Here is a 24,414-nt window from a genome sequence, read left to right on the forward strand (position 1 = left end):
AGAGGAGTTGTATGGGTAATGGATATAGCACAGTTACTTAGTTTTAGTGTAAAGCACGGCGCTTCCGATTTGCACCTGAGTGCAGGCGTTGCCCCTATGATAAGGGTAGATGGTGAGGTTCGCAAAATTAACTTACCAGATTTAACCCAACAACAGGTTCATTCATTAGTATTTGATATTATGAATGATAAACAAAGGTTGGAATTTGAACAAAAATTAGAGGTCGATTTTTCCTTTGAAGTACCAGAGTTATCTCGTTTTAGGGTAAATGCATTTAATCAGGCGCGGGGTTACGGCGCGGTTTTTAGAACCATTCCCACCAAAATATTGTCGTTAGTTGAGTTAAATGCGCCATTGATATTTCAAGATATCGCAAAACTCCCACGCGGTTTAGTATTAGTGACCGGGCCAACAGGTTCTGGCAAATCAACAACTCTTGCTGCTATGGTCGACTTTATCAACAATACCCGCCATGAACATATACTCACTATTGAAGATCCTATTGAATTTGTTCATCAAAATAAACTGTGTTTGATTAATCAGCGCGAAGTTCATCGCGATACTTTGAGCTTTGATGCTGCTCTGCGTTCCGCCCTAAGGGAAGACCCCGATGTGATTTTAGTGGGGGAATTAAGGGATTTAGAAACCATACGTTTGGCACTAACAGCCGCAGAAACCGGCCACTTGGTGTTTGGTACCTTGCATACCACTTCTGCAGCAAAAACCGTTGATAGGATAGTAGATGTTTTTCCAGCGGGAGAAAAATCTATGGTGCGCACTATGCTATCAGAGTCCTTACAGGCGGTAATTTCTCAAACACTCATTAGAAAATCGGGAGGGGGCAGGGTAGCAGCCCATGAAATTATGATCGGCACCCCCGCAATACGCAATTTGATCCGTGAAGACAAAGTCGCGCAGATGTACAGTGCTATTCAAACGGGGATGAGCGTGGGCATGCAAACCTTAGAACAAGCGTTACAAACACTCGTTCAAAAAGGGGTTATTTCCCAAGAAGCGGCACAGGCTAAAAGTCTACTCAAATTAAAGGGGTGAATGATGCAATTTAGCGATATTTTACAGAAGATGATAGATAAAAAAGCCGCCGATTTATTTATTACCAGTGGTCTGCCAATTAGTGCCAAAATTGATGGTGAAATTCAACCTCTTACCCAGCAAGCACTTAGCGATGAACAAGCTTTACTGTTAGTGAAATCTTTGATGAATGAAGATCAGCAACAGTTATTTAGTCAAACCAAAGAGGCAAACTTCGCATTAAATCATCAACTTGGCCGCTTTCGCGTCAGTGCCATGTGGCAACGGGAGACAGCAGCAGCAGTTTTAAGACGAATAGAAACCCAAATCCCGGATATGGATAAGCTCGGCTTGCCGGATATTTTAAAAACTGTAGTGATGAATAAGCGTGGCCTGGTGATTTTAGTGGGCGGGACGGGTACAGGTAAATCTACCACTTTGGCGGCGATGATTGGCCACAGAAATCAGTCTTCTAAGGGGCATATTCTAACGATTGAAGACCCCGTTGAATTTGTCCATCCGCACGTTAATTGTGTGGTGTCCCAGCGTGAGGTTGGCGTCGATACCGAAAGTTTTGATGCGGCTTTAAAAAGTGCCCTAAGGCAAGCCCCCGATGTGATTTTAATTGGAGAAATTCGTTCTCAGCAAACCATGGAATTTGCCATGACCTTTGCAGAAACCGGCCACTTATGTTTGGCGACTCTGCATGCAAACAACGCTAACCAAGCTCTAGACAGAATTTTGCATTTAATGCCCAAGGAGCGTCAAGCTCAAGTGTTATTTGATTTATCACTTAACCTCAAAGGCATTATTGCACAGCAATTAATTAAAAAAGAATCAGGGGGCAGGGTGGTGGCCTTAGAAATTTTACTCAACACCCCTGGGGTGAGCAGTGCCATTGCTCAGGGAGAATTGCATGTATTAAAAGAAACCATGGCTAAATCTACCCAAGATGGCATGCAAACCTTCGATCAAGCCTTGTTTAATTTAGCGATTGCCGGTGATATCACCCAAGCTCAAGCCTTAGCCCATGCCGACAGTGCCAATGACCTCCGCTTAAGATTTAAGTTAGAGGGAAGTCATCATTGTGACGATGATGATATGCGTGGCGTTACCGTCGACTTTAGCTAAGGGGAGTTGATCTTCCATATTGACTTTATGTCACTCAGCCTAGCGCGTTTATTTGTTATACCTGCTGCGTTGGAGGTCATTAGTGTAGCCCTCTCCAGCAATGACCATTTCCTTATCATTTTGAAATAAAGAGTAAAGACTAACAAACGGCTTATGTTCAGAGCAGCAAAGGTCAACATAACCTAAGTTGTAATTTATAACTCTTTGATTTAATTTAAAAGCTGGGCAACAGGAAGCGTCTTATGTTTCAGCTATTTCATATAGAAATTAATTCTCAGCAATCACTGCAATCTCAGTTAAGGATGCAGATGATAGATGCGATTAACTCTGGGGCTATCCCCCTAAATATAAAGCTACCTTCTTCAAGGCAGTTGGCTAAACAATTGAAGTTATCGAGAAACACGGTTGTTTTGGTTTATCAATCTTTGCTATCTGACAGTTATCTGATTTCTAAAGAACGCAGTGGCATGTATGTTAACCCTGAGATAGGGGCAGCCTTAGGTGATAGACCCAAGCCAGCTAAAGCTTTAAAAACGAATTTTAAAAATAAATTTGTTGGTCAGGCTCAGGTTACCAGCGACACTTCAAGCCCAGATAATTGGCATCAATTCAAGTATCCATTTATCGATGGCCGTTTTGATGAAAGTTTATTTCCCACTAAACAATGGCAACAAGCTTGTAATTTGGCCAATGGCCAAAAGGGGCGTAAACATTGGTTTAGTGAAACCAGTGACGATGATCCGCAACTAGTCGAACAAATTAAGACACAGATCCTGCCTCGACGTGGTATTTTCGCCGATGCAGATGAAATATTGATCACCATGGGCTCACAACAATCTTTGCAATTAATCTGTGAATTGCTAATTCATCCGGGAAGCAGGGTGGGATTTGAAGAGCCCGGATTTGTAGAAATGCGTCGTTTGTTTGAGCGTAAGGGCGCTAATATTCATTATCAAAACTTAGATGAAGAGGGAATTCTGGTCGATAGTGAATTAGCCGAAAATGAGCTGGTCTATGTCACTCCTAGTCACCAAACCCCAACGGCAATCACCATGTCTATGCAGCGTAGGCAGCAGTTGCTTGCTCAGGCGGAACAATTTGATCAACTTATTATTGAAGATGATTTTGAATTTGAATCTAACTTTCTTGGTGCTCCCCATCCATCATTACGCTCTTTAGACCAGCATAATCGCGTCATCTATTGCTCGTGCCTGTCGAAGGTACTCTCTTCTGGTTTGCAATTAGGCTTTATTGTTGCTGCCAAAGAAATTATTGATGAATTACGACGGTTAAGGCAGATGCTAAGCCGCCACCCTTCTCGCTTTAGTCAAAGGGCGATCAGCCACTTTATTGAACTCGGGCATTACCAAAGCTTTATGTTGAAAACCCATAAAATCTTTTACGAACGTTGGTTAACTCTTCGTGAAGCACTCAATATCTATTTACCCGCGGCTATCCATACCGCACCCATTGAAGGGGGAACGGCATTCTGGGTGATGGGCCCTGAACAGTTAGATGGTGAGTACTTGCGTGCTGAGGCAGCCAAGCTGGGCATATTAATCGAGCCAGTTAAGCGTTATTTTGCTAAAAATGAATACCCCAGTAATTGTTTTCGCCTTGGCGTTGCAGCTATTAATCAGCAAGATATTCAAGCGGGTGTAGCCTTGCTGGCCAAATTGATTGGCGATTTAAGCGATAGCAAGAGTATTTCTCAAGCCAAAGGTGTGCTGTTAAATAATGCCAGTCTAAAAAATTATTTGGAGGGGGCGGTTGTCGAGTGTCAGATGGTTTATGGCATTCCCTGTCAGATTGAGTTTAAAAGTGATGGCACCCTTATCGGCCATACCTATGGTAAGGGCAATGAAAATGAATCTGATGTTGGTCGCTGGTGGATTAAAGACAATAAATTGTATCGACGCTGGCAACTGTGGAGTTACGGCGAAACAGGCCGTTTCTATGTGGTTGCCGATAACCATAGCCTGTCTTGGTTTGATGAAAACCACCGATTTGTCAGGGACTTAATTAAACTTCCTGGACCCAATCAGCCATTATCAACTGGTATCAAGATTAATTCTAAACTGGTACTAGTGGATTAAGTTTCGCTTACGCTAGAGTAACTTTATTGAAGCATAGCGTGAGTAGATGATGGAACATTTTTCAATTGCTTGTTTGCAGCTGAACTTACCCAAAGGCAATAATCTGGAGGTTCTGCAAAACAGAATTCGAGCCACTAAACAAAGGTTTCCTTGGTTAGATATGTTGGTGCTTAGCGAACTTTGTATTGATGGCCCTGCTACGGGGTTTGCCGAGACTTTCCCTTCTTATGCTATTGAGCAATTTTGCCTGCTCGCAAAAGATCTCAACATTTGGTTGATCCCAGGCAGTCAATTTGAGCGAGCAGGTGAACATGTTTTTAATACCGCAACGGTGATTAATAACCAAGGCGATGTGGTCAGCACCTACCGCAAGGTTTTTCCCTTTACTCCCTATGAAGAGGGGGTGAGTGCCGGCTCTGAGTTTCTTGTGTTTGATTGCCCTGCGGGCAAAGTAGGTTTAGCCATTTGTTATGATCTGTGGTTTCCAGAGGTGGCAAGAACGCTAGTGTGTGAAGGCGCTGAAGTACTTATTTATCCAACCTTAACTGGCACTATTGATAGGGATTTAGAAACTTCAATGGCCATTAGTACCGCCGCGATGAATCAAGCCTATGTATTAACGGTAAACGCCGCAGGCTTGTACGGTAATGGTAAGTCTATCGTGGTCGACCCCCAAGGCAAAGTGGTGCATTTGGCAGGGGAAAATGAAGAAATTATTCCAGTAGAAATTGATTTTGGTCTTGTTAGAAGAACCCGCGAGCGAGGTATTTTAACTTTAGGACAGCCATTAAAAAGTTTTCGAGATAATCAAATACACTGGCAACACTTAACCCCTGAACATCGTCAATCTAGCGCGTTGCAGGAGCTAGGTCAGTTAAAAAAAATCAAATAATGAAACACTTGCTGCTTGGATGCGGTCTAGCAGTCACAACCTTGTCAGACGACAATCACGGAGCAGACTGATGAACTCTATAAAAACAACCAAAACTTTGCTGGCTTGTTCTATCACCAGCGCTTTAATGCTTGGGGCTAACACTGCTATTGCAGAAGAAGCCCAAGTTGAAAAAGGTAAGATGGAAACCATTGAGGTAACGGCCAACCGTCGTGCTCAATCTATTGTCGAGGTGCCATACAATATTTCTGCCGTTAGCGGTGAAGATCTGGCTAATAACAATGTCATCGATTCTAGCGAGCTGCTGCGTAACGTTGCCGGGATTACGGTTATTGACCGTGGTTACCGTAACTCAGGTACGGTTAATGGGGTAGTGATCCGTGGTGTTAACGTTGATAGTGGTGCCAACGGTGACGTAGCTTTATCTGCGGTTCCAACGGTAAATACCTATGTGAATGACACGCCTTTATACGCCAACTTTATTATTAAAGATGTTGAGCAAGTAGAAGTTTTACGTGGCCCACAGGGAACACTATACGGTTCAGGTGCGTTAGCGGGTACGGTTAAATATCGTTTGAACCGTCCGCAGTTGGATGAGCTTTCTGGTGAAGTTGCCGCTGAAATGAGTACTACAGAAGGTTCTGAGGGTACAAACTGGAATGGTGATGCACTGATTAATATCCCCCTTGGGGATTCCTTAGCACTGCGTGCCAATATCGGTAAAATTGATAACGCAGGTGTGGTTGATTACGTCAATGTCTATGATTTAGATAACGTTGGTACACCTGTGCCACAGGGTGGTGATGTTGCCAATGGTGGCCCAATTTATAAGAGTGTGGTGGATGCCGATACGGTAGATATTGAATATGGTCGAGCGGCGCTCTTGTTTGAACCATCAGAAGATCTTTCTTTCTTGGCTTCTTACCAAACCCAGAAAGATAAAATTGGTGGTCGCCGTCAAGTGACCAAAGGCCTAGATGGTTTTGGCAATGAATATGGCAAGTATGAGAATGGCGCAGTTATTCTTGAGCCTTCTGAACGTGAAGTTCGCTTAGCGTCCCTTGAGGTCGATATTAACCTTGGCTTTGCGACATTAACTTCAAGTACTTCCCATTACACCCATGATGGCCATGCAGATTCTGATAACTCCGGCTTTTATGCCAAAAATGGCTGGTTTAAAAGTTTTTACTTTGGTAGCCCACGCCCTGTGGCCTTAGCTGACCGTGGTTACGAAGAAAAAGCCTTTGTGCAAGAACTTCGTTTAGTATCGAATGAGCGTGTGGCAGGCTTTGATTGGATTGCTGGTGCGTTTTACATGAATCAGGATACCGATGCGTATCAAAACAGCTATATGCCAGGTTTCTCTGAGTGGGTTAATGCCAACCCAAGTGTGGCAGACACTGCTGATAGCTGGGGCATGGTTAGAAACCTTGATCAAGATTTCTTATACCGCCGCGATCAAAACTTTATTGATAAAGCCTTATTTGGTGAGTTGACTTATCACTTGAGTGACAGCTTTAGGGCGACTTTAGGGGCACGCCACTTCAGGAATGAATTTAAAAATACCACTGAAGTGTCACTTCCACTTTATGCGGTTACCGCTGATCCGACATTCAACAATGAAGAAAGCGATACTTTATTTAAAGTAAACGTTTCATTTGATGTGACTGATAGCACCATGTTGTACACCACCATTTCTGAGGGTTACCGCCGTGGTGGCGCCAATGCCGTTCCTTTAGAGGGAACCTTTAGAGAGCGTGAAACTTGGCAAACCTATAAGTCGGATTCATTAGTGAACTATGAAGCGGGTGTGAAAGGGTACCTAGGGGATAAAAACCACAACTATACCGCCTCACTTTATTTGATGGATTGGAAAGACCCACAACTAAATACTGCTACGCCAGATTGGGGGTTCTTCGCCGTGGCTAATGGTCAGTCAGCAGAAACCAAGGGTGTCGAGCTTGAGCTTAAGGGGTACTTAACTGATGACCTTAGCTACAACATTGGCTATACCTATGCAAAAGCAGAATTAACCGCTGACTTCCTAAAGCCGTCTGCATGGTGGCAGGATTCGGACACTAGCTTACAAGCTGAAAAAGGTGCACGTTTACCTGGCACCCCAGAGCATGCGTTCTCTATGGGCACCGAGTACATTACCACAGTTGGTAACGACATGGATTGGATCACGGGTTTAAATGTGTATGCTCAATCTGATTCATTAAATTATTTAGGTGAAAGCGAGAAATATTCTGCGACCCTACCGGGCTTTGCGATAGTGAACTTTAACACCCGCTTAGTGGTGGATGATTGGAATCTGTCTTTATATGTGAAGAACTTACTTAATGCCGAAGGGGTTACAGGTAAAATCACCGAAGGCCATATGGGTACTGAGCCTAGCCAGAACTTCTATGGTAACTCTTCTAAAGATTATATCTCGCAACCACGTACAGTGGGCTTTAGAGCAAGCTACCGCTTCTAAATAAAGTGAATTAAAAGGTGAGCGATTGCTCACCTTTTTTTATCCTTGTAAGCTGGTATTTTCAAACTAAAACAGGATGTTATGGTTTTATGGATGAGCAATTACTACTGAATAAAGCGTGGCAGGCCATTAACGCCAAGCAGGGCGGTGATGCTTTTAACTATTGTCATAGTCTAACAGAGCAATATCCTAATTTTGCTGCGGGTTGGCATGTCAGTAGTTACCTGGCTTTTATGGCAAGGGATTATGACAAGGCAATAACAGACATTGATTTTGCTTTGCAGTTACAGCCGCAGCAGTTTGTGTTTATTTATGCAAAGGCGCAAATGTTGCAGCAACTCGGACAACGCAAACTGGCCGTTCATGTGCTCACAACCCTAGCCAGCACCGATAATCTATCATTGCAGCAGTTATCAGATTTAGCCTTTATTTACAGCAGTCTTGAACAGCATCAAGCATCAGCAAGCTGTTATCAACAAGCGTTGCAAATAAGCCCTAAGCAAGCTGACCTGCATTTTAATTATGGCGCTGAGCTTAAGTTTTTAGGGGAACTTAAACAGGCTAAAAAACACTTCAAAATTGCCACTAAACTTAATCCAAATGACAGCGAAGCCAAATTACAGTTGGCGCAAATAGCCAAGGCGACGGCTGAAGATAATCAGTTGTCACAGATTAAAGTGGCTCTGGCGAAAGCCAGTACGGCACTGGATATAGCTAAGCTGCATTACGCCAGTGCCAAAGAATTAGAAGACTTAGAGCAATATTCTGCCAGTTTTAGCGCCTTACAATTGGGCGCAAATGCCTTTCGCAATAGCTTTAACTACGATATTAGCCACGACCTAGAGTTGCTTGAGTTAATACAGCAAAACTACCAAAGTATTGAGGATGGGGATTCAGTGGTGGGTGAGGGGGCGGTGTTTGTATTAGGTTTGCCAAGGACGGGCTCAACACTCGTCGAACGCATTATTTCTAATCACCCTCAGGTTGATATTGCTGGGGAGCTTAACTGTTTTAATCAGGCATTGGTTGCTCAAGTGAAGCAGTACTCAGAGGTTAGTAATCAACAGCAACTCATTGGGCAAAGTTCAAAGGTTAACTTTGAAGCCTTGGGGCAAAATTACATGGCAAGAGCAGACGGGTATCGGGCTGAAGGCCAATACTTTATTGATAAATTTCCCCTAAACAGTCTTTATATTGGGGCAATAGCCAAAGCTTTACCCAAGGCAAAAATTGTTTATGTGGCTCGCCACCCAATGGACACCTGCTATGCCATTTATAAGCAATTGTTTAATCAGGGCTATCCATTTTCCTACGAGTTAACAGAGCTTGCCCGCTATATGGTGGCACACCATAAGTTGATGCAGCATTGGCAGCAGTTACTCGGGGATAAATTATTCACCATTAGCTATGAGCAATTAGTTAATGAACCACAAAGCCAATCACAACAAATGTACCAGTATCTCGGGCTGGATTTTAAACCAGAATACTGTCAATTAAGCGCTAATAAACAGGCCTCGACTACCGCTAGTGCTGCCCAAGTTAGGGGTAAGGTTTATACCAGTTCAGTTGCCAAATGGCGTCACTATGAAGGGCAGTTGTCTGAGGCGAAGCAAATTTTTGAACAAGCAGGAATGATGTAATGGAACAAGCATTAAAGGAGCCATTGATGGCAAAATTTCAAGTTGAGGGCAGCAGTATTTGGGCGAATGTGTTTTTGGCCTTTTTAACCACCGCCGGCCTTTTTTACGTCAATATTATGCCTGCATTGGTCAGTGGTTTAATTGAAGGCTTGGCCTTTACTAAGCAGCAGGCGGGGCAGGTGAGTTCCGCCAACCTTTATGGGGCCTCATTCGGGGCACTATTAGCGGTATTTCTGGTTAAAAAAATTAACTGGCGCAGTTGGAGCTTTGTTCTGCTTAGCGGCATTTTAATAATCGATTTTATCTCATCACTGGTGACTAACGCTGAGGTGATGATTGCGTTAAGGGCATTGCATGGTTTAGTGGGGGGGTTAAGTGTGGGCATTGGCTTTGCGGTGATCGCCAGAACCGCAGACCCGGATAAAGCCTTTGGGTATTTGCTGTTTATTCAATGGGGCTTGGGTGGTTTAGGTTTAATGGTGCTGCCACCGTTAGTACCTGAATATGGCTCGTCGGTATTGTTTTACTCATTAATGATTTTCACCCTTGTAGCGCTGGTTATGCTGTGTTTTTTACCCGATTACCCACCTAAACAATCGGTAAAACTTGAGGGCAAAACTGCCCTAAAACCGTTATTGTTTGCCATTGCTGCCATTTTCTTATTCCAAGCGGCGAACATGGGGTTATTCGCCTATATGATTGAGCTGGGTAAAGCTGAAGGCTTAAGCCGTGAGTTTATGAGCCCAGCACTTGCAGCAGCAAGTTGGATAGCATTAATAGGTGCCTTCTTGGTTATCGTTATTGGTACTAAGTTTGGCCGCTTATTGCCGTTAATCTTGGGTATTGTGGTAACGGCAATTTGTTCATGGGCGTTGCATTTCAGTGAGCTTGAATGGGTATATCTAGTGCCGAATGTCATCATTGGTATTACCTGGGCATTGGTACTGCCGTTTTTATTCGGCCTTTGCAGTGAGCTTGATAAAGCCGGTAACTTAACCGCTCTGGGTGGGTTTGCCTCAAAAATGGGGCTAGCCAGTGGTCCGCTGGTGGCATCCATGCTATTAGGCGATGGTCACTATGGCCTTATTATTAACGTCGCTGTGGTTGGATTGCTATTGTGTGCGCTAGTGGCCGTGTACCCAGCTAGGTTATTGGACAGACAATAGGTCACTATAGTGAGGGCTATAGGTGAGTTTGCCTTCTATTTAATCACTAAGATGGAAAGGATATATTTTTTGTGATCTACTTATAAATGATAATCATTGTTATTTGTATCTTTGGCTGAAGGTTTTACAATCCTTTTAGATTTTGAATGCAACTGACAATAACAATGAAATACTTACCTATTAGTGCCGCAGTGATGGCGGCGCTGTTTAATACCGCGAATGTGTATGCCGCCGATGTTGATGAAACCATGGTGATCTCCGGTTCCCGTGTTAGCCAGCATATTAACGATGTCCCTCGTTCGATGACTGTGATTTCAAGTAATGAAATCAAAGAGATGCTGACTTATCAGAAAGACTTTTCAAGTGTGCTTAGCCAGTTAGTGCCGGGCATGGGGACGTCTATTCACGGTAATTTGACCTCTAAGGGGCAAAATAATATCCGTGGCCGTCGGGTGTTATTACTGGTAGATGGTGTTTCTCAAAACAATGGTTTTCTTGATTTTGGTCAGGAAATGTTAGCCATTGATCCGGAAAATATTGAGCGTGTTGAAGTCATTCGTGGTGGCTCAGCGGTATATGGGATTGGCGCGCAGGGAGGTATTATTAACGTGATTACCAAAACCCCGCGTAAAGGCAAGCCAAGCTTTAAAACCAAAATTGGTACCAACTTCCAGCCCAATGGTGGGGACTCTCTAGGCTATAGCTTATATCAGAGTGCCCAAGGTGGTGATGATACTAACCAATGGCATATTGGCTTGGGTGCTAAGCACAATGGTGGCAGCTATGGCGCAGATGGCAAGCGTTTGCCATCAAAAGCAACCAGCGATGATATGAACGATTTCAACCTAAACAGTATGTTTAATCATAATATTGATGGTGATCGTTCGTTAACCTTTAATTTAAGTGCTCGCCAAGCCCAGGACCATGATGGTTGGTGTTCTGCTAATGGTTTAAGCGAAGATGGTAAACACGATGGCACAGCTTATCGCTGTGGTGCGGGTATTTCTGATAATGTGATGAATCCAATTACCGGTGAATTGCCAAAAGATGTACAGCGTTCACCAGTAAAGCGCCGCTTTATTAATACTAAGCTTCGTTACCAAGATATGGATTTTGCACTTGGTATGCTGGATGTGAGTGGTTACTACATGAGCCAGAAAGGTCGTACGGCAACCTTAAAATACCGCATCAAAGACACCAGTTCGCCTTTTCACGGTAAAGATGTATACGGTAATAACTTTACTGACTTTCAAAAATATGGCTTGAAGGCCAATGTGACCTCTGATTTTGACTGGGCGCAGATGACCTGGGGTGTGGATATTGAACAGCAGCAATATCAGCAGCCAAACACGGCAGGGCTGCGCAACATTACCCCTGATGTGGGTCAATTTACCCTAGCCACCTTTGCACAGTTTAACTCTGATTTAACTGACAGCACTAAATTAAGCTATGGTGCCCGTATTGAAGGCTCGCAATTACAGGTGAGTGACTTTACTACTTCAGAAGTATACGGCAACCATTTTGTTAAGGGTGGCACGCCTTCTTTTGTGGAGCCATTATTCAATGTGGGTGTAGTACAAGAGCTCAGCGATGATCACTCGTTGTTTGCGTCGTTTGCCCAGGGCATGAGTACCAACGAAGTATTACGTGATATTCGTACTGGCCAAAACGGTTTGCTAAAGTCTGTGGATGGTGCACTGCGCCCAGTAAAAACCGATAACTATGAAATGGGTTTTAGGGGCTTTATTGGTGAAGCAAGCTATTCTGTGGCGGGCTTTTATAGTCAGTCAGATTTAGGTGCAACCCTTGAAATTAACCAAGATGGTACTCGATTAGAATCGGTACGTGCCCCTGAGCGCGTATGGGGTGTGGAAACCACCTTAAACTATCGCTTTACCGATAATCTTTCTAGCCAGAATACTTTTTCTTGGCAAGACGGTGAGCGTCAGCTTAAAGATAAACCATGGGAGCCATTAGACGGTACCCGTATTGCACCGATTAAATTAACTTCGATGTGGCAATATCAGACGAATGGCTTTGGTAATTATAATCTGTCGATGATTTATTCGGGCAAACGTGACCGTTCACAGGACATTAGCCGAGGCGCGCTATTCCCTGTAGATGAGTTTTTCTTAGCTAGCATTGGGGCTAATTATGACGTGGGCGTTGGCACCTTGCATGTGGGTGTAGAAAACCTATTTAACGAGCTTTATATTACCCCGTATAACCAATCGCAAATGAGCACTTACCGTTATCATTATGCGCCTGGCCGCCGCTTCTTTGTCAGTTATGAAGTGAAGTATTAAGGTCTGATTAGAATAAAAATGCCCGCAACAGCATGCACTGTTGCGGGCATTTTTTATGTTTAAACAAAAGGGAACATTAAGCGAGTTTTTGGTACGAACCACCTTGGAATAACAGTGGCTTACCTTCGCCGGTAGCAAAGGCTTGTACTCTGCCAACCACAATTAAGTGATCACCACCTTCGTAAAGGTGTTCGGTGGTACATTCAAAACGGGCGAGGTATTGATTTAGCATAGGGGCATGGTTAATGCCTCTAGCAACATCGAGGCCTGCAAATTTATCTTCCCCCCGACTGGCAAACTTATTAGACAAGTCCATTTGCTCTTCGCCTAATACATGTACCACAAAGTGCTCGGCGGCCTTAAAGGCTGATAATGAATGAGCACGCTTATCAATGCTCCAAAGCACTAATGCTGGGTCCAGTGACACTGAGTTAAAACTTGATGCCGTCATACCAATGTCTTCACCATTATGGTGGCAGGTGATCACAGTCACACCCGTGGCAAACTTACCTAGGGCACTACGAAATTCCATTGGGTCGATATTTGCCATTGGTTGATCCTTATTTATCCAGCACGTATTGGGCTTTCATTACGTTGTCGGCCTCTGCCCACTCAAGTAAACCAAAGACAGTGTAGGCTTCTTTACCTGATTCAAAGAGTTGCCAGATAGAACATAGGCTGTAATCATCATCAATGATGGTGTCGCGGCTTTTAATCTTGAATGCTTCACCATAGGCATGTTGAATAGACCATAGGTAGCGACCATAGGCACGTCCATTACCAAACATATCTGGACCATTATAGGTATGGGTGTTGTTATGACGAGTGCGAGAATAGCTAAAGCTACGGGTAATCGCGCCCTCCATCTGTACCGAGACATCGGCCGTGGTTAAAGAGGTCGACTGGTAATCAATCTTTACTTGAATGTCGCCAACAAAGTTTTGGTCTTTGTCGTAGCATTGCAGGGTACCTGTCCATGCGCCCTTGGCTTTTACTGGCAGAATGAATGGCTTAGAGGCATTTTTCTTTTCAGATTCTAAAAAGTCTTCAACAAACTTCTGGGTTTCTGGGTTGCTGTCGTGATCTTGGGTGACTACGTACAGACCATTAAACACTGAAACCAGAGTGTCACCTTCAAATAGCTGTGAAGAGTAAACCTGTAGGCCACGCTCAGGCAGGATCAAATTGACGGTTTTTAGATCACAGTTCCAACCTGGAGAGTAGTAGTTAGAGTCTACTAGCATGCCAAATGGACGGCCAGCACCAACAAAGTCTGGGCCACAGTAAATACGGTTTTGGTCGGAATCAATCACACCGAATTCAAAACGGGTGCCAGCGGTATCAAAGCGGTTACGCAGTGGGCCTGTGTTTTGGAAGTCGGTCTCCATCCAATAGGTGGTGCGATCCCCCTCAAATACACTTGAACGGTTTACTTTGTTAAAACCGGTATGGCTGCCGTCAACGTCGAAAATGGAGGGCAAACCATGCCACTCACCGGTAATGGCTTGTTGGAAGTTACTGGGTTTTTTATCTGTCATGCCAATAGTCCTTTAGAGTCTTCACCCATTAAATGTATTATGTTTATAACAATTGTGCTATCACCAGAGGGCGGGGTATTGCTGCTTTATGACTTATGTCAACGCCGTGGCCGAGCCCATAAAGGCTCAGCGATGGCGGGTTTATGCTATGCAGCGCCGAGCCAGTTCTTGGCCTTGTTTTACTAGGCTGCCAGTGGCAGCAAAGCCTCGAAGTTGGCCATGGTCATCAATAAACTCACACACCACACCGGTTTCATTTTGGGCGGTAGTTTGCCATTGACCATTGAGGCCAATAGCGGGTACCACTGACACAGGGTGCAAGCTGGTTTTTACTTGTACCGGCATCACGCCGTAATTCACATCATCGCTGGCTTGTCCGGCAAGGGTAGCCGCAAGGGTCGCAATTTGGGCGTTCATTGGCGCTAAATAAAAGCGCACTTCGCCGTTCACCTCAGCACAATCACCAATGGCATAAATATGGTTGTCACTGGTTTGCAATTGACCATTAACGCAAATCCCTCTATTCGTGCTTAAACCAGCAGCATTGGCCAAAGCCAGATTAGGACGCACACCAATGGCACTTAATACCAAATCCACTTCAGTGCTGCTACCATTGTTCATCGTTAGTTTCAGCGGGTGCTGGCTGCCTTTTTCAATATTTTTAATTAGCGTTCCAAAGTGGGTGGTTGCCCCCGCAGCTTGTAAAGCACTGGCCAGTGCCGATTGTGCTATCTCTGGCAATAAGCTGGCAAGTGGGCCTGCCATAGGGTCAACCATTTCAACGTTAAAACCAGCTTGTAATAAGTCATTGGCGTATTCACTACCAATTAAACCGGCACCAACAATCATAATTTTGTTAGCAGTGGCAGCTTTAACGCGAAATTTAGCGTAGTCAGCAAGATCATTGATTTGGAATATATGGCTATTAAAGGATTTATCCAGACCAGCATCAATTGGGTTGGCACCGGTAGCCAGCACTAGCTGTTGGTAATCAATTAAGCCACCATCGGCTAAAACTAACTGCTGACAGGCTTTATCAATTGAGCAGACCTTGGTGAATACATAAAGGTCTATATTAAGGCTGGCTGCCATGGTTTCTGCATTGCTGGTGGCAAGATCTTGAGCGGTTTTATTTTTAGCAAAGCCAGTAGAAAGGGCAGGCTTAGAATAGAAACTGCCATCATCAGCGGTGATCACGGTAATTTTACGATTGCAATCAAGGGCACGTAGCTTCTTAACTAGGTTATAGCCGGCTAAACCGCTACCAATAATAACAATGTCATTGCTTTGCCAAGCGGCACTATCGTTATCAATGCTGTCAGAGGCAACAGCTTCCGTGGTTGTTGGATTGTGTGGTTGAGATTCGCTGATGGCGATCATGTCAAAGTCTTCTTTGCCAACACCACATTCAGGACATAACCAATCATCTGGAATATCAGCCCAACGGGTGCCAGGGGCGAGACCTTCTTCCGGACAACCTTTGGCTTCATCATAAATCCAGTTGCAAACCTGACATTCCCAAACTTGGTAGGGCGTTTGGCGTATACTAGATACGGCAGCTAGCGGAGCCGTAGCCTCAACCACTGTTGATTTAGCAATGGCAATCATTTCAAAATCTTGTTTGCCAACACCGCATTCAGGGCATAACCAATCATCAGCAATATCTGCCCAACGGGTACCAGCGGCTAAGCCTTCTTCCGGGCAGCCTTTGGCTTCATCATAAATCCAGTTACAAACCTGACATTCCCAAACTAAATAGTCCGCCATACTTCCTCCATGATAACGAGATATTTATCAAAAAAATGCCCAGTCAACTCCGCACTGGGCACTCATAAGCTATTGATGATATTTGTTTTTGTAAAGCAGTATTTGATAAGGGTTATGTGCCGCTGCCATCGGGACGGGGCAGAGTACGACGGCCACCCCAGAGGGTAGCCACCATTTTATCGGCTGCGTCTTTACCAAATAGACGTTCACCTAGATTATTAGCCGGATCTCGTTCACAGATAGTTTGTCGAATTTTCTCATCACGAATCATGATTGCAGGGCGGTCTGCTTCTGGGGTTGGTAGTGCGTCATCTACCCACTCTAACCAACGTTCTAGACGTTCCATCGCGATTGTTTCGATAATGGCGAATACTTCATCATCATGGTCAGCGCAGTAACCAACTGCAGTCGGAGTCATGGCTATCCGGGTGTAAAGGTCGCGGCTAATAAAGGGGCGGAATTTAGGATGGTCTTGCAACATCAAAAACTCTTCGTTTACTGGCTCATAATACTTATCGGCATACTCAGGATGCGCTAGTAAGTCTTTACGGGGAATATAATCCATATACATAAAGACATCGGGTACGGTGCCTAGAGCAAAGCCAAAGTTAGGGACATCGTATTGAGGACCTAGGCTCAGGGTAATGTGCATATTGGTAAAGGTTTCCTCAGGGGAACCAATATAAGAGTGGATTAACCAATCCACTTCGGGACCGCTATAAGCCTTTAAAGCACCCTCGCCAGCAGTACCTGGTAAGTCCTTGTAGTTTTGAAACATATCACTGCATGGATCTAAGTTTAACTCAAAGCGGCTGAGAATCTTTGCCATCATGGCTTCGGTAATTGCCCATAGGCGATTAAAGCTTTTACGATTATCTACATTTGGATTAGCTTCAACCATATCTATGATTGGAGTCAGTATTTTCTCACTCATATTACGTCCTTTTATGATCCCATTTGCATTAAATGTTATAATGTTATAATAATAGTAACAAATGTGATTGCAACCATTAAATAAAGCAAGTGGATAGAAGCTTGTCTTAGATCAAATTGATCTATGACAACTCTTCAGATAGTTGTAAGGTCATTTAAGGGCTTTGTTGTCATAAATCAATCTCGATGGTTGCTAATTAATTCCTATAGAAGTTACTGTATTAATTAACTAAACCAAATCTAAATTTTTGACGTAGTTAATGGTTGCGCCTAAAAAATCTGAAGAGGAATCAGTGTCATGTTAATCAATCTGTGGTATGTCGCCGAGTGGTCAAAAACAGTTAAGGATAAGCCGGTTAAAGCCAAGGTATTAGGACAGAACCTAGTGCTTTTTCGAGACCTGGAAGGTAACGTAAAGTGCACCGCAGATGTTTGCTTACACCGTGGTGGTTCACTCTCGAACGGTTGGGTAAACAAAAAGCGTGACTGCGTGGTGTGTCCATACCATGGCTGGGAATACAACGGCGAAGGTAAATGCACCAAAATACCCTCAGAGGGTGACGATTTCAAAGTCCCCCCTCGTTTTAAAGTAGATGCTTATCCCGTTGAAGAGCGCTATGGCATGATCTGGGTGTTTATGGGGGATTTAGATGAAAAAGATCGCTACCCTATACCGCCACTTCCTGAATATGACGACCCCAATTTCCGAGGACTAGAGACCGAATTTACTTGGCAAGCAGAAGCCTCTCGAGTAGTAGAAAATGGCATCGATATTGCCCATGCTTCTTTTGTTCACCCGGTATTTGGTTATCCCGATACCGCAGAAGACAACTACATTGAATCGATTGAAAAGCATGAGGAATGGGCGGTGTCTCATAATGTCATGTACCCACCCCAACTCAAAGGTGGATTCTTAGGTTGGCGCAAATTAATACGCAAAGATAAACAACCTACGGTAGTACACCCAGGGTGGTATCTAAATGGCATGACTGTCAAAATCCAAATCGATCTTCGCAAGGATTGGAAAATTGTGATGTTTGACGCTAATACCCCGGTAGATGAGCACACCACAAGGACTTTTGCTTGGCAATTCCGCAGTTTTATGAAATCACCTTTATTTGATAAAGGTTCGTTAAAACGCTTAAGCACCATTTTGCACGAAGACGCACAAATCGTTGAAGCTTCACAACCTTATTATTTGCCAGAGACCTTAGCCAATGAAGTCTCGGTAAAGTCGGATAAGTTTATGAGTACCTTCCGTATGGCTCGTCGTCGCTGTATTGAAGAGCTTGGCTGGCAGATTGACCTCGATAAACGAGATAGCTATAACGGTAAAAAAGTGCTCACTATCCCTTCTCCAGGGAGAAAAGAAGCCCTTGCAGAGGGGCGTGGCTGGGTGTTTGAAACTATGCCTCTAGTGGCGCCAGTGAAAACCCCAACAGAGAAAAAAGACTTCGAAAAACAAGTTGATGAGCTCACCGTTGATCAACTTAATTCAAAAGATAATGTCATTGGATGATGTGACTATGCTAAAGGGAGTCTCTAGGACTCCCTTTTTTATGAGTTAGCCTTTGGGGACGGTAATGACAATGGGGGCACCAGCATAAAGACGAGCTTTGCCTTGATAAATACTATCCTTTAAGTCAGGTAATTCAATTTTCACAAAACTGCTCTTACCTTTATTGACAATATGTACGTTTTCTCCCGCAAATGTATGAATTCCGGCAACTTGATATTGATAGTTGCCCGCCTGCAATGGGATTGGCAAACTAATATTCAACTCAGATAAATTAACGTCGTGGTTAGGATCACTGATGGTAATTTGGTAATGACTCCCTTTATCTGCATATTGCACCAGCGCGGCAGCATCGGTGCTGATTTTACCTTGCTTACCCAAGTTCACTTTTGTTGCTTGCATGGTGGTTAGCTGCACAAGTTGTTGGGCGTTATCTATGATTGCATGGTAATGGCCTAGTTGCTGCTTAACTGTCACATCCTTTAGATACTGTTGTAATGCAGCATCCATTTCGTCTTGGCTAATATTAGCCAACATCACATAGTGATAGCTATCTTCTTTCTTACCAGTAGGGTTTTCGCCATGGTCGAGAGCCAATAAGAAGTTGTGTGGGTTACTAAAGTAGCTGCTTTCGCGGCGGCGTAGCTGATCAAGCTTTTCAGGCTTAGGATCGGTTGTGTTAATTTGAGAACCGGTTTTCACAAACAGTTGTTGCGGCTTGTTAGGGATAATCAGATAGCCCTTTTGCTTATGGTAAACCCAACTTGGCTTGCTCACGGTAAAGGTTTTATTGTGGTGACCGAACTCTAAAAATGACTTCTCGCCATCAATATTAAAGAATATAGGTTCGCGTTGTTCGGCTTGTTCTATGGTGGTGATAATGGCTTGGTCATCACCTTTTGCTACTCTTTTTACCCCATCACCAAAGGCAATAGCACGATTGCCACTAAAGAAATAAGACTTGTTGGCATTGGCGGTGTTGTAGGGGGCTTTAGGTTTATGCTGGTAAAACCCTAAGGCATATTCGCCATCACTGCTAACACTTGATAATGAATTTAATCCCGAGCCTGCCGCGTATGAGCCGCCTTTTTGAGGAAATGGCGTATTGCGCCACTCTTCGGTGACTCCTGGTACCGCATGGAAATCCCAATTTAAGCGAACATCTTGACGATACTCGCTGCCATCAACTTTTAGCTGCAATACGCCAGCACCTAGGTGCCAGGTTTTACGGACACTAGAGAAATCCTCGGCCCCCATGGTGCGGTTAGATTTAAATTTAAGAGAGTAAAAGAAGTCATTATCATCATCTTGACGGCGATGGACTAAATAATCGCCGTTAAAGAAGGCGCGAGTAGTGCTGTAACGGTTAATGCCTTTTTTAGCACGTTGAGCAAAATCAATGGCTTGTTGTTCATTATAGACTTTGGTTGACGGGGCTTTATTGGCTAATAAAATGCCTAAGTCCCTAGCCAAGTTGCGATTTACCCAACGGGTTTGGTCATCCATTGAACTGCGACCTGCTGTAACAAAGTCAATGGCGCCCTTATAGATCATTGCTTGGTACGCATAGTTGTAGCGGTCAATTACAAATTGGTAGTTTTCATCTTTAAGAGGGATAGCGGTATCTTTAAACAGACCTGTGGCATAGCGCACCTTCATCATCCACTCATAACCATAGGATGTCATGGCCAAATCTGAGCCTGCACCATTTTTCTCAGCACTGCCAAGGTGGTGACTGGCAGTGCCATCTGGATTAAAACCAGATTGAATAAACTGCTTAGATGGAATGCTAAACAGATTACTCCAGTGGTGTAAGTCTTGGACTACCCCCCGTGGAGACCAGTTTTTGGCAAATGTTTTTCCTTCGAATGGTGTGCCATCATAAAAATCGTCATACCAATAAGGCACATAGGTCATCGGGCGGTTATAGTCGGCAAAGATAATAGGTAGGGCAAATAAGCTTCGAATACGGTGGCCGATATTAGCATCTGACCATGCTCCTTGGGAGGTTGATGATGCTATCTGGCCCCAACGTTGATTAGGATCATCCATCGCTCGCCTCGGTTCAACAATGGCAAAATGGGTCTGAAATACCCTTAATAAGGCATCATGTGCAGCCTTAGCATCGTGATCACCATTATCAATATCAGCCAGCATTTGAGGTGCTAGATGGACTGCTGGAACCACTAAAGCTTCACTAAGGTCCCATTGATGGGTTAATAGGCTCCAACTCATGGCCTTAATCGGTGCTTGATGTAACAGAGCAAAGCCATCTCCAAGGTGTTTACCTAAAGGCTTGCCATCGACTAAAAAGTCTTCTGGGTAAACAGGTATGGCGTTGGCAAATGCCGTTATTGCTTTATATAAAGCCTTTTTTAATTTGGGATCCTGTTTGTATTTTGCATCGATGGCATACATTCGACCTAAGCCACCAATGGTTTTGGCAGTATCGATTAAGTCCACTTCCCATTTGACTTTTTTGGCTTGGGCGCGTTCTTCTGCTGACAATTCAATACTACCGCCCTGTTGATTGGCACTGTAATTGAGGTGTGGGTTAGGGCCATAAATTTTGGTATCTGCAAACTGACCATCATTACTAAGCAGTTGCTCTATGTAATCGGCGGTCTGTTGCTGACTAAACTTTTTACGCCCCCAGAGATGAGATTCACCTAACGATACATCGGCATAATAGCTTTGCATCGATTGCCAAAGGGTCTGCTGGACTACGTTAATGGTGATTTGCTGAGTGGTTAGTGTTTTATCGCCATCCTTTAATGCCACCGTTAGCTGATAATTGCACGCCAGTTCAGGCGTCTTTTTACCCTCTTTTACTGTTAATTGACCAAAGATGCGGCCTTTATGATCGGTAATAGTGTCAATTTTGAAAGGGGTATTATTTAAGCCAATAATGTCAAATTGATAAGTTGTAGATGCTTGGTTGAGGTGGGCAGTTTTGTTGGATTTTATATTAACCTTACCTAAAACTTTACTACCGGCATTGGCATTGGTTGGGATATCAAAATAGTCAGAGAAAATGGTTTCTGCGGATACTTGCAAGCTTAAACAGACGCTTAATGCAAGAGAGACGGTTAATTTTGCAAACATCATTGTTGTTCATCCATGTCAGTAAGTTGCAAAAATTCTAACATGCCATTTTGTTGTAATTGTGTTGCTACTGGAACAATCTATCGGTTATTCGTTAAATAGTTTGAATATGGAACAGGCATTTTATCGAACTTTACAGCCATTAATTGGGTTGATTTACTTCGCTTATCTAATAAAAAACACTATCTAAATTTGATGGATTTACTGCCAAGGAAATGCTGATGAAAACATTAATAGTAAAAACAGCAATCGCAGCAATTTTTTTTTGCCAAATAAATGGTTGTGCTGACACAACGACGAAACCACAAGTTGAGTTTGATAAGTTAAACGGCTTCCATGAAAAATACAGAACCAATGTTTATCCTAATCATCACCAAATTTTATTAAATCCAAGTGCTTTTTTATGGCCTCAACCTCAACATGATGAACAACCAGAGTATCAAGTAGAAGTGCTCGATGTTTATGCCAATATTGTTGTTAAAAGTGATTGGCTTAAGTGGGCAAGCTGGCGCCCGAGCACCCCTTTTGCAGAGGGACAGTACCAATGGTTTTTAAAAAAGCGTGATCGTTTTGGAACCGTTAGCGAAAGTGGGCCTTTTACCTTTCGTGTTGATGATAACATTGCACATTTTGCGCCACCAATCCAAACCCAAGAGCAGATAGCAGACAATCTGCCAGAGCATCCACGCTTTTTTGGTTTAAATGGCAGTACTGAACAGTTCACTAAAAGGATCCCTCAAGCACTGCAGCAAACGATTTTGACCAATGCTGAACTTTTTTTAACACCTGAATCCAGAAAAGATCATTTTGCAGATGTGAATTATGGGTTGAAGCCCCACGAGATAAAACGTCAAAAAATTAATCGTGCCAAGATCTTGTTAAACCACCTACGTTTAAAGGTGTTGTATTTATCCCAAGCTTATATGCTGACCAAAGAAGCTCGATACGCTCAAGCCGCCCGTGAAAAATATGACTTTTTCCAATCGATAGATAAAGCCAATATTACCTTGAACGACTTTACTGCTGGGATGGCATTAGATACAGCTTTGTATCTTTTTGATGGTTTTTATGACCAATGGAGTGAACAAGAGAAAGCGCAATTAATTAGCTTCACCAGTAAAATTGCCGACAAGGAATTTCAGCATCACCAATATCGCTTAGAGTCGAACTTTTTTGATAATCATACGTGGCAAAAAGGCATTGCACTGTTGACTCGTGCGGCATTAATTTTAGGCAACCATGTACCTCAAGCTAATACCTGGATGCAATATGTTCAGACAGTATGGTCAACCAGAGCACCTGCAACAGGCTTCAATATGGATGGCGGTTGGGGTAATGGTAACAGTTATATGACAGCGAATATTGTGTCATTAATTCAAGTACCGATGATTTTAAATAAGCTTAATGGTTTTGATTATCTGTCTCATCCTTGGTACCAAGCATTACCTCAGGCGATGGTAACCACCTATCAACCATTATCTTATTCAAATGGCTTTGGTGATGGACATGACTCTACGACCATGCCGATCTGGGTGCGTGGGCAATTAGCGGAATATATGGCACGAAGTCAGCAAAATGGTGTGATGACATGGTACCGTGATGAGCTGGCGAAAGGCCCAAGAGGAAAGGCGCCAACAGAATATGTCGCAAACTCCAAGCATCCATTGGATTCTGAAGCGCATCAATGGTTGATTTCATCGATGGAGGCAGCCCTTCCTAAAGCAGTTGCGCCTAACTATCCCAATGCCGCGGTGTTTCCAAACACTGGAATTGTAAGTATGCATGATGACATAGCTAAGGCTGCTGGCAATATTCATGTTGCATTTCGCTCATCACCATTTGGTACAGGAAGTCATACAACCAATAACCAAAATGCTTTTAATGTGATTGTTAATGGTGAGCCATTATTTCTATCGAGCGGTTATTACACCAGTTTTTCAGATAAACACAATTTGCTGCACTATCGCCATACCCGTGGCCACAACAGTGTTTTAGTGAATGGTTTAGGGCAAGATATTGGTATGCATGCGGTAGGAGAAATTAAGCGCTTCGCCCATTCAGATTCGATAAGTTACACCATGGGAGAGGCTTCTTCGGCTTATCAGGGACGCCTAGAGGATCCTATGTGGATTAAAAAAATGGCTGAATCCGAAGTCGAATTTTCTATTGCAAATGGCTACGGTAAAAGCCCGCTTACCACCTTCGAACGTCACCTAATTAAGTTGGATAACGGAGTAATTATTAGCTTAGATGAATTAGCGGCATCAGAGCCTTCTGAGTTTAGTTGGTTGTTGCATACTCCCGGTCAATTTAGTCAGCAGCAAGATTATCTGCAAGCCCAGGTCAATAGCGCTTCTGCGAAAGTTTATCTGACTGCTTCTACCCCTTTAGCAATGACTATTACTGATAAATATCACGCACCAGCTGTTAATTGGTCCGGTAAAAAGAAAGATGGAAAATTAGTTACCTATAAGCCGCAACAGCATTTTACTGGAACCACATCTAAAGCCAATAAGGTGTATATTTTAGCAATGATTAACGTGGCAACCACAACCAGAAATGGCGTCGAGATCATCAATATTGAGCCCGACCATTGGCAAATAGGCAATTATCAATTGCACGTCAATTTAGATGAAAACAAAGCTTTATATCTCCAACTAGAAAATGCATCAGGTGATAAATTAACTTTGAAAGACAAGCAGTATGAATTGCTTAATCAACATAAACAGATTGCCATAAATACTTATAAACAGCATCATACTTTGTAATCTTGAAGAATTAACATTTGTTGTGTATTTCTTGGTTATCGTATT

General features: G+C 43.4%; 15 protein-coding genes. 10 read left to right on the forward strand and 5 right to left on the reverse strand.

Going from position 1 to position 24,414, the window contains the following annotated elements; translation table 11 throughout:
• Nucleotides 1-18: 18 nt before the first annotated feature.
• The 8 genes from GFB48_RS06155 to GFB48_RS06190 all read left to right on the forward strand — a co-directional run bounded on the left by GFB48_RS06155 (nucleotide 19) and on the right by GFB48_RS06190 (nucleotide 12,742).
• Nucleotides 19-1,053, forward strand: coding sequence for a type IV pilus twitching motility protein PilT (locus tag GFB48_RS06155; RefSeq protein ID WP_163932681.1), 1,035 nt, complete (start codon nucleotides 19-21; stop codon nucleotides 1,051-1,053).
• Between the two features lie 3 nt (nucleotides 1,054-1,056).
• Nucleotides 1,057-2,163, forward strand: coding sequence for a PilT/PilU family type 4a pilus ATPase (locus tag GFB48_RS06160; protein WP_163932764.1), 1,107 nt, complete (start codon nucleotides 1,057-1,059; stop codon nucleotides 2,161-2,163).
• 242 nt (nucleotides 2,164-2,405) lie between these two features.
• Nucleotides 2,406-4,259, forward strand: coding sequence for a PLP-dependent aminotransferase family protein (locus tag GFB48_RS06165; RefSeq protein WP_163932683.1), 1,854 nt, complete (start codon nucleotides 2,406-2,408; stop codon nucleotides 4,257-4,259).
• Between the two features lie 46 nt (nucleotides 4,260-4,305).
• Nucleotides 4,306-5,151 carry a carbon-nitrogen hydrolase family protein gene (locus GFB48_RS06170; RefSeq protein WP_240464832.1) on the forward strand — a complete coding sequence of 282 codons (846 nt, stop codon included), beginning with the start codon at nucleotides 4,306-4,308 and terminating at the stop codon, nucleotides 5,149-5,151.
• 70 nt (nucleotides 5,152-5,221) lie between these two features.
• Nucleotides 5,222-7,630, forward strand: coding sequence for a TonB-dependent receptor (locus GFB48_RS06175; RefSeq protein WP_163932686.1), 2,409 nt, complete (start codon nucleotides 5,222-5,224; stop codon nucleotides 7,628-7,630).
• Between the two features lie 89 nt (nucleotides 7,631-7,719).
• Complete coding sequence (locus GFB48_RS06180; RefSeq protein WP_163932689.1) at nucleotides 7,720-9,270, forward strand: sulfotransferase; 1,551 nt, start codon at nucleotides 7,720-7,722, stop codon at nucleotides 9,268-9,270.
• Nucleotides 9,270-10,436 carry an MFS transporter gene (locus GFB48_RS06185; RefSeq protein WP_163932692.1) on the forward strand — a complete coding sequence of 389 codons (1,167 nt, stop codon included), beginning with the start codon at nucleotides 9,270-9,272 and terminating at the stop codon, nucleotides 10,434-10,436. Before GFB48_RS06180 ends, GFB48_RS06185 begins: the two co-directional genes overlap by 1 nt.
• A gap of 146 nt (nucleotides 10,437-10,582) precedes the next feature.
• On the forward strand, nucleotides 10,583-12,742 hold the full coding sequence (locus GFB48_RS06190; protein WP_163932695.1) for a TonB-dependent receptor: 2,160 nt from the start codon (nucleotides 10,583-10,585) through the stop codon (nucleotides 12,740-12,742).
• Nucleotides 12,743-12,818: 76 nt separating this feature from the next.
• Here GFB48_RS06190 and GFB48_RS06195 read toward each other — a convergent pair whose 3' ends face one another.
• The 4 genes from GFB48_RS06195 to GFB48_RS06210 all read right to left on the reverse strand — a co-directional run bounded on the left by GFB48_RS06195 (nucleotide 12,819) and on the right by GFB48_RS06210 (nucleotide 16,981).
• Nucleotides 12,819-13,292 (reverse strand): flavin reductase family protein, encoded by a 474-nt coding sequence (locus GFB48_RS06195; RefSeq protein ID WP_163932698.1) that lies wholly within the window; start codon nucleotides 13,290-13,292, stop codon nucleotides 12,819-12,821.
• Nucleotides 13,293-13,302: 10 nt separating this feature from the next.
• Nucleotides 13,303-14,280: a hypothetical protein gene (locus tag GFB48_RS06200; protein ID WP_163932701.1), complete on the reverse strand. Its 978-nt coding sequence runs from the start codon at nucleotides 14,278-14,280 to the stop codon at nucleotides 13,303-13,305.
• Between the two features lie 141 nt (nucleotides 14,281-14,421).
• On the reverse strand, nucleotides 14,422-16,047 hold the full coding sequence (locus GFB48_RS17565) for an FAD-dependent oxidoreductase (RefSeq protein WP_163932705.1): 1,626 nt from the start codon (nucleotides 16,045-16,047) through the stop codon (nucleotides 14,422-14,424).
• A gap of 112 nt (nucleotides 16,048-16,159) precedes the next feature.
• Nucleotides 16,160-16,981, reverse strand: coding sequence for a red chlorophyll catabolite reductase (locus tag GFB48_RS06210; protein ID WP_163932708.1), 822 nt, complete (start codon nucleotides 16,979-16,981; stop codon nucleotides 16,160-16,162).
• A gap of 297 nt (nucleotides 16,982-17,278) precedes the next feature.
• On the opposite strand from GFB48_RS06210, the gene GFB48_RS06215 reads away from it, so the two are divergent.
• A complete protein-coding gene (locus GFB48_RS06215) occupies nucleotides 17,279-18,499 on the forward strand; it encodes an aromatic ring-hydroxylating dioxygenase subunit alpha (protein WP_163932711.1) in 1,221 nt (406 codons plus the stop codon).
• 45 nt (nucleotides 18,500-18,544) lie between these two features.
• Here the strand turns inward: GFB48_RS06215 and GFB48_RS06220 are convergent, their stop codons facing one another.
• A complete protein-coding gene (locus tag GFB48_RS06220) occupies nucleotides 18,545-21,604 on the reverse strand; it encodes a polysaccharide lyase family 8 super-sandwich domain-containing protein (RefSeq protein WP_163932714.1) in 3,060 nt (1,019 codons plus the stop codon).
• A gap of 218 nt (nucleotides 21,605-21,822) precedes the next feature.
• Between GFB48_RS06220 and GFB48_RS06225 the strand changes: the two genes are divergently transcribed.
• Entirely contained in the window at nucleotides 21,823-24,369 is a 2,547-nt protein-coding gene (locus GFB48_RS06225; RefSeq protein ID WP_163932717.1) for a DUF4962 domain-containing protein, read from the forward strand.
• The last annotated feature ends 45 nt before the right edge of the window (nucleotides 24,370-24,414 follow it).

The sequence above is a fragment of the Paraferrimonas sp. SM1919 genome (assembly GCF_010993985.1).
Taxonomy (GTDB): domain Bacteria; phylum Pseudomonadota; class Gammaproteobacteria; order Enterobacterales; family Shewanellaceae; genus SM1919.

Excerpts from the sequence above, each read along its gene's own strand:
- GFB48_RS06155 (WP_163932681.1), top strand. The coding sequence starts at position 19 with ATGGATATAGCACAGTTACTTAGTTTTAGTGTAAAGCACGGCGCTTCC.
- GFB48_RS06200 (WP_163932701.1), bottom strand. The coding sequence starts at position 14,280 with ATGACAGATAAAAAACCCAGTAACTTCCAACAAGCCATTACCGGTGAG.
- GFB48_RS06210 (WP_163932708.1), bottom strand. The coding sequence starts at position 16,981 with ATGAGTGAGAAAATACTGACTCCAATCATAGATATGGTTGAAGCTAAT.
- GFB48_RS06190 (WP_163932695.1), top strand. The coding sequence starts at position 10,583 with ATGCAACTGACAATAACAATGAAATACTTACCTATTAGTGCCGCAGTG.
- GFB48_RS06180 (WP_163932689.1), top strand. The coding sequence starts at position 7,720 with ATGGATGAGCAATTACTACTGAATAAAGCGTGGCAGGCCATTAACGCC.
- GFB48_RS06185 (WP_163932692.1), top strand. The coding sequence starts at position 9,270 with ATGGAACAAGCATTAAAGGAGCCATTGATGGCAAAATTTCAAGTTGAG.
- GFB48_RS06220 (WP_163932714.1), bottom strand. The coding sequence starts at position 21,604 with ATGATGTTTGCAAAATTAACCGTCTCTCTTGCATTAAGCGTCTGTTTA.
- GFB48_RS06215 (WP_163932711.1), top strand. The coding sequence starts at position 17,279 with ATGTTAATCAATCTGTGGTATGTCGCCGAGTGGTCAAAAACAGTTAAG.
- GFB48_RS06175 (WP_163932686.1), top strand. The coding sequence starts at position 5,222 with ATGAACTCTATAAAAACAACCAAAACTTTGCTGGCTTGTTCTATCACC.
- GFB48_RS06165 (WP_163932683.1), top strand. The coding sequence starts at position 2,406 with ATGTTTCAGCTATTTCATATAGAAATTAATTCTCAGCAATCACTGCAA.
- GFB48_RS06225 (WP_163932717.1), top strand. The coding sequence starts at position 21,823 with ATGAAAACATTAATAGTAAAAACAGCAATCGCAGCAATTTTTTTTTGC.
- GFB48_RS06170 (WP_240464832.1), top strand. The coding sequence starts at position 4,306 with ATGATGGAACATTTTTCAATTGCTTGTTTGCAGCTGAACTTACCCAAA.
- GFB48_RS17565 (WP_163932705.1), bottom strand. The coding sequence starts at position 16,047 with ATGGCGGACTATTTAGTTTGGGAATGTCAGGTTTGTAACTGGATTTAT.
- GFB48_RS06160 (WP_163932764.1), top strand. The coding sequence starts at position 1,057 with ATGCAATTTAGCGATATTTTACAGAAGATGATAGATAAAAAAGCCGCC.
- GFB48_RS06195 (WP_163932698.1), bottom strand. The coding sequence starts at position 13,292 with ATGGCAAATATCGACCCAATGGAATTTCGTAGTGCCCTAGGTAAGTTT.